The organism is Rhodococcus sp. NPDC056516 (assembly GCF_042794655.1).
Taxonomy (GTDB): domain Bacteria; phylum Actinomycetota; class Actinomycetes; order Mycobacteriales; family Mycobacteriaceae; genus Rhodococcus_F.
In genome coordinates, this window is record NZ_JBHTTG010000006.1 from 508973 (window position 1) to 517446 (window position 8474).

Sequence of the window (8474 nt, forward strand, 5' to 3'; positions counted from 1 at the left end):
ATGAGACCTGGGGTGAGGCCGCCCAGCCTCCCGGATTACGACGCCTCCGATCCGGTCGAGAGTGCAATCGTCCGCCGCCTTGCGAGCAATTGGGCACGCCGGGCAACCGTGAAGAAGGCGGAGCCGGAACTGGACGATCTCTTCGACCCTTCGCTGTCCGACTACCCCGAAGCACTTCTCCCGTTCGCGGAGCATCCGACCTACCTGGCAATGAGTCCCGAGCAGAAGCAACGCCTGCAGGCCTGGGCATGGATTGCGTTCAACAAGAACGTCATGGATATCGAGAAGTACGTCGTCAACCCCGGGTTCGATGTTCTCGCTGAAGACCGTCTCGGCGTCGGACTCGGAGATTGGGCTGCAGTTGCCGTCAATCAGGCGATGGTCGACGAGCAATATCACACGCTCATGCACTTCAATGCCAGTTCAGCGACCCGTCGAGGCAGGGGCTGGGAGCTTCCGTCGAGGGCATTGCCCGACGTGTTGACGGTCCGTACCCGCGCGAAAGCTCTCGACGCAGCCGAGGGGCCTCGCAAGATCGCGCTCACCGAGTTGGCGTTCATGACCGTCGCGGAGGTGTCGATCACCGCGTACCTCGACCTGATCTCGGATGACCCGGGCGTGCAGTCGATCAACCGCGCGACAATCCGGTTGCACGCTCGCGACGAGTACTGCCATGCCTCGATTGCCGGGGAACTGGCGGTGCTGGTCTGGGATTCCCTGGATCGTGGAGATCGCAGCTATCTATTGGAAGGCTTCGAGGGCGCCATGCGCGCTTTCAGCGGAACCGACTTCGGCGCTTGGCGAGCAATCATGGAAATCGAAGCCATACCCGGCGGGCAGAAGATGCTCGACGACGTCGAATCGGTGCCGCGCAACGAGTTGTTCGTGCAGGACTACAGCGGAATAACGTCCCTGCTTCAAAAGCTACAAGTTGCACCGGAAGTAACAATCGCTGTAGAAAAATATTCTTCCAGTTAATCCCGTGCAATAAAAGAAATAGTCGGCAACGAACCCAAACCAGAAATATTCCGCAATTATCGGGCACTCCCGATTATTCAGCTAGATACGAGCTTTCTTGTATAAATACCGGACGGATTTCTCAAGAAAAGACGGGAAGGTCCCGCGCCCGCTGCCTCCGACCCAAGACCCGAGAAGAGAGGTGTCCGGAATTCTTGTCATACATTCGATAAAGAGGCCACAAGATTGCATGTAGAATACTGTCCGCTGCAATCAAGAATGTAAACTTCCAATTCGATACACCATGATGCGCGAGGGTTTTCTTCGATGCTCGATTATATCGCGCATACACTCGCGGCGAACTAACTCCACGTCTCCCCGAAACCTTTGCGGCCATGCTCGAGATCTGCCCCACTGCGCAACGAACATGCGCCATGCAGAGGGATAGATCGATATCCTCGTGAATGTCGGTTCGATCGCTGACCGCATCCCTAACTGCCAACCAAGCCGACTGACGCATCGCCATGTTACTGCCTGGAACTGCAACAACGGGCCGAACCGCCCCCTGGGCTCTGCGACCGAGGCGCCAATTCGTCCATCGGCGCTGAAGCCCGGCGATCGGAGATTCATAAAGGTAAGTCAGGCCAGTTACGCCCGAGAAATCGTCGCGACGCTCGAAGAATTCGTGAACCGCAACGGCCCAGCCTTCCCCCACGATCGTATCTGCGTCAATACGTCCGATGAGTTCACCGCTAGCCGCATCAAACCCTTTGTTTCTCGCATGCACAACCCCGGGGCGGGATTCATTGAGAAGCCGAACCTTGGGATAACTACTTTGATATTTCTTGATCAACGCGGAAGTGTTGTCCGAGGAATTATTGTCAACGACGATGATTTCGTCGACATATTCACCTTGAGCAATGAGCGCTTCGATGCACGTTTCGATGTATTCAGATTCATTAAAAGCCGGAACAACCACCGACAACGCCGCGTTCACCATTTCCCAACGGTATCGCGAATCTCTCCACAAGACATTGAGCAGCGGGCCCAGGGACCAATCGGGAGGAATCGGAGGACTTTCATCACCGGTCAAATCAAAGACCTCCGTGCCAACACATCTGAATACCCACCTGCGCAGATGCGCTGAAAATCTATTTGGTCATTCGTTCAATTAGAGGAGGTCCTCCCGTTACAAAGAATATTTGTGATTCTTGCCACAAGGTGAAATTGAGGGTGAGAGTTCCTGGCAGGAGCCACACACTCCCTGTCACGCGTCCGATTGCCCGAGTGTCGGTTTGACCCTCCGGTAACATCTGAGCGGAGATCACGGATAGAAGACAGAAGGCATCTGTGCGCCCGTCGGGAGCGCGTGCCCGTTCCGACAATGCAGACAGCGGAGTGTTGATGCCCTTTTCCACGGACGCAGCGGTACTAGTGGAGGACGTACACAAGTCCTTCAAGAACGTGCACGCGCTGCGAGGGATCAACTTCACCGCCCCACGTGGGACAGTGCTCGGCATCTTAGGTCCCAACGGCGCAGGCAAGACAACGACAGTGAAGGTCCTCTCCACGCTTATTCGTCCCACTAGTGGACGCGCGATGGTGGCTGGCTACGACGTCGTGCGCAATGCTCCAGAGGTTCGACGCTCCATCATGATGACCGGGCAGTTCGCCGCCCTGGATGATGCACTCACCGGCCGGGAGAACATCGAACTGTTCGGCAGGTTGATGGGGCTCGACCGAATGTCCGCCAAGGTGCGCGCTGCCGACCTGCTGTCTCAATTCGACCTCGTCGAGGCTGGATCCCGAGTAGTCAGGAACTACTCCGGCGGTATGCGCCGACGAATCGATATCGCGTGTGGCCTGGTTGTCCGCCCCGAGGTCGTTTTCCTCGACGAGCCGACCACCGGCTTGGATCCGCGCAGTCGGCAGAGCGTCTGGTCGCTGGTTCAGTCGCTGAAGGAGCAGGGAATCACCGTGCTCCTGACAACTCAGTACCTCGAAGAAGCAGATTTACTGAGCGACAACATCATCGTCATCGACAAAGGCGCAGTCATTGCCGAGGGGACTGCTGACCAGTTGAAGGCTCGAACCGGCGCAAGCTTCTGCGAGATCGTGCCCGCAGATCTCAAACAGCTGCCTCACGCGGTCCATGCACTGGGCAATCTGGTCCCCCGTGACTTCAGATTCGATCTGGCTCAGGAGAGCGGGCGGATCGCAATCCCCGCACCTGTCGGCGCAGGAACCCTCTCCGAAGCACTGCGCCGTCTGGACCACGCACGGATTCCGCTTGCAGACATCGCGCTTCGTCGCCCGTCACTCGATGACGTCTTCCTTTCACTCACAGGTGAACAGCACGTAAGCGAGACACCGTGACGACAACTACAAAATTCGGGGTCGATCAAGTGACTGTCCGTGAGGACACTCGCAGCAAGATTGCAGTCCCCGAGGCATTGAGCGTTGGAAAGCACCGCCGACCACATCCGTCAGCGATCAATCAGTGGTGGGTGCTGACAGCACGCACCGTCAAATCCATGGTGAAGCGTTACGAACTACTAATCGCGGTAGTCGCGCCATTGATCTTCACGATCGGTTTCTACCTTCCGTTGAAGTTCGTCATGCAACTTCAGGGCATCAACTATGCCCAGTTTCTGATGCCGATCATCGTGCTGCAAGCTATGGCCTTCACGTCGATCTCCGCCGCTCAGATGTCTTCGACCGAGTCGATAACCGGCTTCAGTAACCGCATGAAAACCATGCCAGTAGTCGGCCCCATACCGCTGTTGTCGCGTCAATCGAGTGGCTTCGTCCGGTCGACAGTCTCACTCGCCGCGGCATTGACCTTCGGCCACTTGATCGGCTTCCGATTCTCAGCAGGCATGGGTCAGGCAGTTCTGTTTTGTGCGATCGCCCTCGCGTTCAGCACTTGCCTGTCCTTCGCCGGTGATGCAATCGGTTCGCTATCGAAAAGTCCACAAGCCACCAGCCAGGCGCTGACACTCCCCCAATTGATTCTGGGGATGTTGTCCTGCGGTTTCGCTCCCGAGACTGGCTTTCCCGAATGGATTCGGCCGTTCGTGCGCAATCAACCGGTATCGCAGTTCTCATTCGCCATGCGTGATCTTGCGCAGGGCGGAGTCACCTGGGGCGTCCTTTTTCCCGTCGTTGCGTGGACGATTGGGTTGATCGTCTTCTTCGCGCCACTAGCGTTCTGGGCAAGTATGAGGCGGTCATGAGCGAACCGACAGATCGTTTCATGGCGGCCGTCCGCCCCGCCGAGGGGTTTAACTTTCCCTACCCGGACAAAGCGCTCCCTGAAAGCTCTTTCAAGGCTCTGGTCGTGCACAGCGGGATTCAGGCCAAGCGTTTGTTGCTCACGTGGCTGCGCGATCCATCAACCACCATTCAAGCTCTTGTGTACCCAGCGTTCATGCTGTTGATGTTCCGAGTCGTCCTGGGCAATTCGATTACAGCAGCGACGGGCCAATCGAGCATCTTCGGAACGGTCCCGCTGATCATCCTCGTTGGCGCCATGTTCGGCTCGATTGCCAGCGCAGTCGGACTCAAAGGCGAACGAGCATCTGGACTCTTGAGCCGGTTCTGGACTCTCCCTGCGCATCGTGCTTCCGGTCTGGTCGGACGCATGATCGCCGAAGCAGTGCGAGTTCTCGTCACCTCCATCGTCATCCTTGGTGTCGGCTATCTGTTGGGATTCCGGTTCAACCAGGGTCCCCTGGCCGCAGTTGCACTCTTGGTATTGCCGATCGTTTTCGGCATCGGCTTCGCAATGATGGTGACGGCGCTGGCAACCGTGGCTGACAATCTGCCACTTGTCGAGATCGTGTCGATCTCCTGCACGCTGTTGATGTTCTTCAACTCCGGCTTTGTTCCGGTGATGGCTTATCCGAAGTGGCTGCAACCAGTTGTTGCCGAGCAACCAATGTCCGTGGCAATCGATGCGATGAAAGGCCTCTCCTTGGGAGGACCCGTCGCCGAACCTCTGCTCAAGACACTGGCCTGGTCATTCGGGATGGTGGTGGTCTTCGTGTATCCGGCGATACTCGGATACCGACGCGCCGCTTCGGATTGACAACCACCTGGGTATTGCCTGGTGGATCCGTACGCGCGGTAACGTCTACGGCTGACCATCCGAATTACAAGTAGTTCAGGCTCACGAAACACGATTGCCGAGCAGTTTCGGCGGCACAGTTGAACCAACCGAAAGGCGTTGTCTTGACTCGAAAACTTCGGTCCCCCTGGAGGCGCACCGTCGCAGGTGCACTGATGGCGGCAAGCGTCGTCCTTGTTTCCAGCAGCGTGGGCATCGCCGGTGCCGCACCCATTGCACACCAGGGTGGGGGAGACGCTGCACAGGACGATTCGGACGGGTCGTACATCGAATCTGTCGAGCGAGTCAATGATCGCCAGATCGTCGTAAATGTCTACGCAGCATCGATGGACAAGTCGGTCCCCATCCAGGTGATCTTGCCTGCAGACAACTCTCAGCCGCGCCCCATTCTGTACCTGCTCAACGGCGCTGATGGTGGAGAAGGCACAGCCACGTGGGACCGCCAAACTGATGTGGTCGATTTCTTCGCCGACAAGAACGTCAATGTTGCGATTCCCGCTAAAGGCCTGATGTCGTACTACACCGACTGGGAGAAGGAAGATTCCGTACTCGGAAAGAATATGTGGAGCACCTTTCTGGGCAAGGAGCTTCCTCCACTTCTGAACAAGGAACTCGGCAGCAACGGTGATCAGTCGATCGCCGCTATCTCGATGTCTGCGACCTCTGTTCTGAATCTTGCGATCGAATACCCCGGGTTCTACAAGTCCGTTGCGTCCTATTCAGGTTGTGCACAGACCAGCGACCCGATGGGGCAGGCTTTCGTACGAGCAACCACGGAATGGATCGGCGGAGTTGGCGACATTCAGAACATGTGGGGTCCATTCGACGGTCCGGGCTGGGTCGAACACGACCCGGTAGTCAACGCCGAAAAGTTGCGTGGCACTCCCCTGTACATCAGCACGGGTAGTGGCTTGCCCGGCTTTCCGAACGATACCCCGGAGAACCCTCGCATCCAGGATGGCCGAGCCGCGATGTTCGACCAGATTGTTGTGGGAGGACCAATCGAATTCGCGACCAGCATCTGCACCGGAAACCTCGCTCGACGACTTGCCGACCTGAATATCCCGGCAACTGTGGACTTCCGGCCGGTGGGTACGCATTCGTGGGGTTACTGGCAAGACGACTTGCACAAGTCATGGCCGTTCATCGCCCAGTCCCTCGGGGTCTGATCCCGAGACGCGGATTCTGTAAGCAAGTAGCAAAGCGAGCAACCAGATTCAGCACGCAAGGAAAGAATGAACCGATTCGCTCTGGCAACGCTGGCGTCTTTGTCGGCCTGTGTGGTGCTGGCCGGAATGCCAACAGCTGCATCAGCAGACCCGGCGGAACCCACGCCCGGATTGTCCAGCATGGGTCCTTCCCCTGCCGGCGCCAACGACTGGGATTGCAAGCCAAGTCTCGAACATCCCCGTCCGGTGGTACTCGTACACGGGACCGGGATGAGCATGACCGACACCTGGGATGTTATGGCGCCTCAGCTTGCTGATTTGGGCTACTGCGTCTTTGCGCTGAATTATGGCGGTGTGCGCGAAATTCTGAATCCCAATGCTGTGCATTGGGGAATCACCGACATTGCAAGCTCCGCTGAGGAGCTTGCAATGTTCGTTGACTCGGTGAAATTTCACACCGGTACGACACAGGTGGACATCGTCGGTCATTCCCAGGGAGGCGTCGTTGCTCGCCAATATCTAAAGTTCAACAGTGGAGCAACCCCTGCAGATCCATCGAAGAATTCAGTACACTCGCTCGTCAGTCTTGGCGCGACAAACCACGGAACTACATTCGGCGGTCTTCAAGCGAACGCACGATCACTGTCTGGGATGGGTCTCCCTGGCGATCTTCTCGTCCAAGCGATCTGGGGGCCGGCCGGCGTCCAACAACTCAGCGGCACACCATTCTTGACAGCACTCAACGCGGGATCCGAGACGCAACCCGGAATCGAGTACACCGTAATCGCTTCGGCTCACGATGAAATCTCGACGCCGCCCGAGGCAACTTTCCTTCGTCCAGGTGATGGCGCAGTGGTGCATAATGTCTGGACTCAAGATAACTGTGCCGGGAACACTGCGTCCCACGGACAGTTGGTCAGAGATCCTCACACTCTTGATCTCGTGAAGTCAGCGCTTGACCCAGAGTACCGTTCGCTCCCTTGCGAATAGGCACGCTAAACAAGCAACAGCAGGATTGAAGTAGGCTGGCGGCGCGGAGAAATCCAGCGCCGCCAGCCTATTTTTGTATCGTCGTGCACGTCTGTGGGTCGGGGATCACCGAGATCGCGTCAGGAATTCAGCACGGCGGCAATCATCGGACCGATCTCCTCCAGACCCTCTGGCGTCATCATCGAAACATGGTTCACACTTGCCCGACGAACATCGATTTCGCCGTCGATCAGCGAACGCCACGGATCGACCCCGTCGGCCTCGGTCTCATTGGATCCCACGAACAGCACTGGCCCCGTGCATGTGTCCGGCTCGTATTCACGTGTCAGCGCCGCGGTTCGCGCGATGCTCGAGAACAATCGCCTGATATCGCTGGCATTGAGCCCGATCGCTCCGCCGTTTACGGCGGTCAAGACATCACTCGCACAGTCGATCGACAGGTTCTCGAGGTCTTCGTCATCCGGAATGACGACGCCCAAGCCAGCAACTTCGTGTCTGACCATCGTCGCAAATGCTTCATCATCCAAGCTCACGGGCGAGCCGTCCAAGATCACCAATGCACTCACCTTCTCGCCGAGGGCTTCGAGCCTTGCCGCGATTCCATGTGCGACAACTCCACCGAACGACCAACCCAGAAGTCTGTACGGCCCTTGCTGTTGCACTGATCGGATCTCGGACACATACCGATCTATGTAGTCGGTCAGTGCAGTCGCGGAGAAGTCCTCCTCGGTCAACGCTGGTGTCTGCAGCCCGTAGAGCGGCACAGATCTGTCGACGAATGCGGCGAGAGGTGCGTACGGCCAGGCCAGCCCGACCATTGGGTGCACGCAGAACAGAGGAAGCTCAGATCCGCGTGCACGCAAGGGCAACGTGACAGCGAGTGCCGCATCAAGATCCAGTTCAAATCCAACGTGCATACCGGTAACCAACTTGTCGGACATCTCCAGCACCGTCGAGCTGGTGAATAGCATGCGTAGCGGAATCTCAGCCGAAATCGCTTGGCCCAACTTCGCTGCCAACCGCGTGGCGATCAGGGAGTTTCCGCCCAATTCGAAGAAATCGTCATCGAGACCGACCCGATCAATGCCGAGCAATTCTTCGAACACCGAAGCAACAAGTCGCTCGACCTCCGTGACCGGAGCCCGGAACACCGCAACCTCGAACACCGGCTCCGGCAACAACTTCCGATCCAACTTCCCCGAAGCATTGAGCGGAAACGCATCCAACAC

General features: G+C 57.4%; 8 protein-coding genes. 6 read left to right on the plus strand and 2 right to left on the minus strand.

Annotation, left to right across the window (positions count from 1 at the left end; genetic code table 11):
* Nucleotides 1-978 carry a diiron oxygenase gene (locus tag ACFQ6Y_RS21110; protein ID WP_378636719.1) on the plus strand — a complete coding sequence of 326 codons (978 nt, stop codon included), beginning with the start codon at nt 1-3 and terminating at the stop codon, nt 976-978.
* Nucleotides 979-1099: 121 nt separating this feature from the next.
* Here ACFQ6Y_RS21110 and ACFQ6Y_RS21115 read toward each other — a convergent pair whose 3' ends face one another.
* Nucleotides 1100-1957 carry a glycosyltransferase family 2 protein gene (locus ACFQ6Y_RS21115; protein ID WP_378636723.1) on the minus strand — a complete coding sequence of 286 codons (858 nt, stop codon included), beginning with the start codon at nt 1955-1957 and terminating at the stop codon, nt 1100-1102.
* A gap of 404 nt (nt 1958-2361) precedes the next feature.
* Here ACFQ6Y_RS21115 and ACFQ6Y_RS21120 point away from each other — a divergent pair, with 404 nt between their 5' ends.
* From ACFQ6Y_RS21120 to ACFQ6Y_RS21140, 5 genes are all read left to right on the plus strand, one after another.
* A complete protein-coding gene (locus ACFQ6Y_RS21120; protein ID WP_378549860.1) occupies nt 2362-3333 on the plus strand; it encodes an ATP-binding cassette domain-containing protein in 972 nt (323 codons plus the stop codon).
* The gene (locus ACFQ6Y_RS21125) at nt 3330-4193 is read left to right on the plus strand and encodes an ABC transporter permease (protein WP_378636727.1); all 864 of its coding nucleotides are present in this window, start codon (nt 3330-3332) and stop codon (nt 4191-4193) included. Before ACFQ6Y_RS21120 ends, ACFQ6Y_RS21125 begins: the two co-directional genes overlap by 4 nt.
* The gene (locus ACFQ6Y_RS21130; RefSeq protein WP_020969034.1) at nt 4190-5047 is read left to right on the plus strand and encodes an ABC transporter permease; all 858 of its coding nucleotides are present in this window, start codon (nt 4190-4192) and stop codon (nt 5045-5047) included. Before ACFQ6Y_RS21125 ends, ACFQ6Y_RS21130 begins: the two co-directional genes overlap by 4 nt.
* A gap of 194 nt (nt 5048-5241) precedes the next feature.
* Nucleotides 5242-6255, plus strand: a complete 1014-nt coding sequence (locus ACFQ6Y_RS21135; RefSeq protein WP_378549855.1) for an alpha/beta hydrolase — start codon at nt 5242-5244, stop codon at nt 6253-6255.
* Nucleotides 6256-6321: 66 nt separating this feature from the next.
* Nucleotides 6322-7245, plus strand: coding sequence for an esterase/lipase family protein (locus ACFQ6Y_RS21140; RefSeq protein ID WP_378636731.1), 924 nt, complete (start codon nt 6322-6324; stop codon nt 7243-7245).
* A 119-nt stretch (nt 7246-7364) separates the two neighbouring features.
* Here ACFQ6Y_RS21140 and ACFQ6Y_RS21145 read toward each other — a convergent pair.
* Nucleotides 7365-8474: thioesterase domain-containing protein (locus tag ACFQ6Y_RS21145; RefSeq protein ID WP_378636735.1), on the minus strand; the 1110-nt coding region annotated here is incomplete at its 5' end.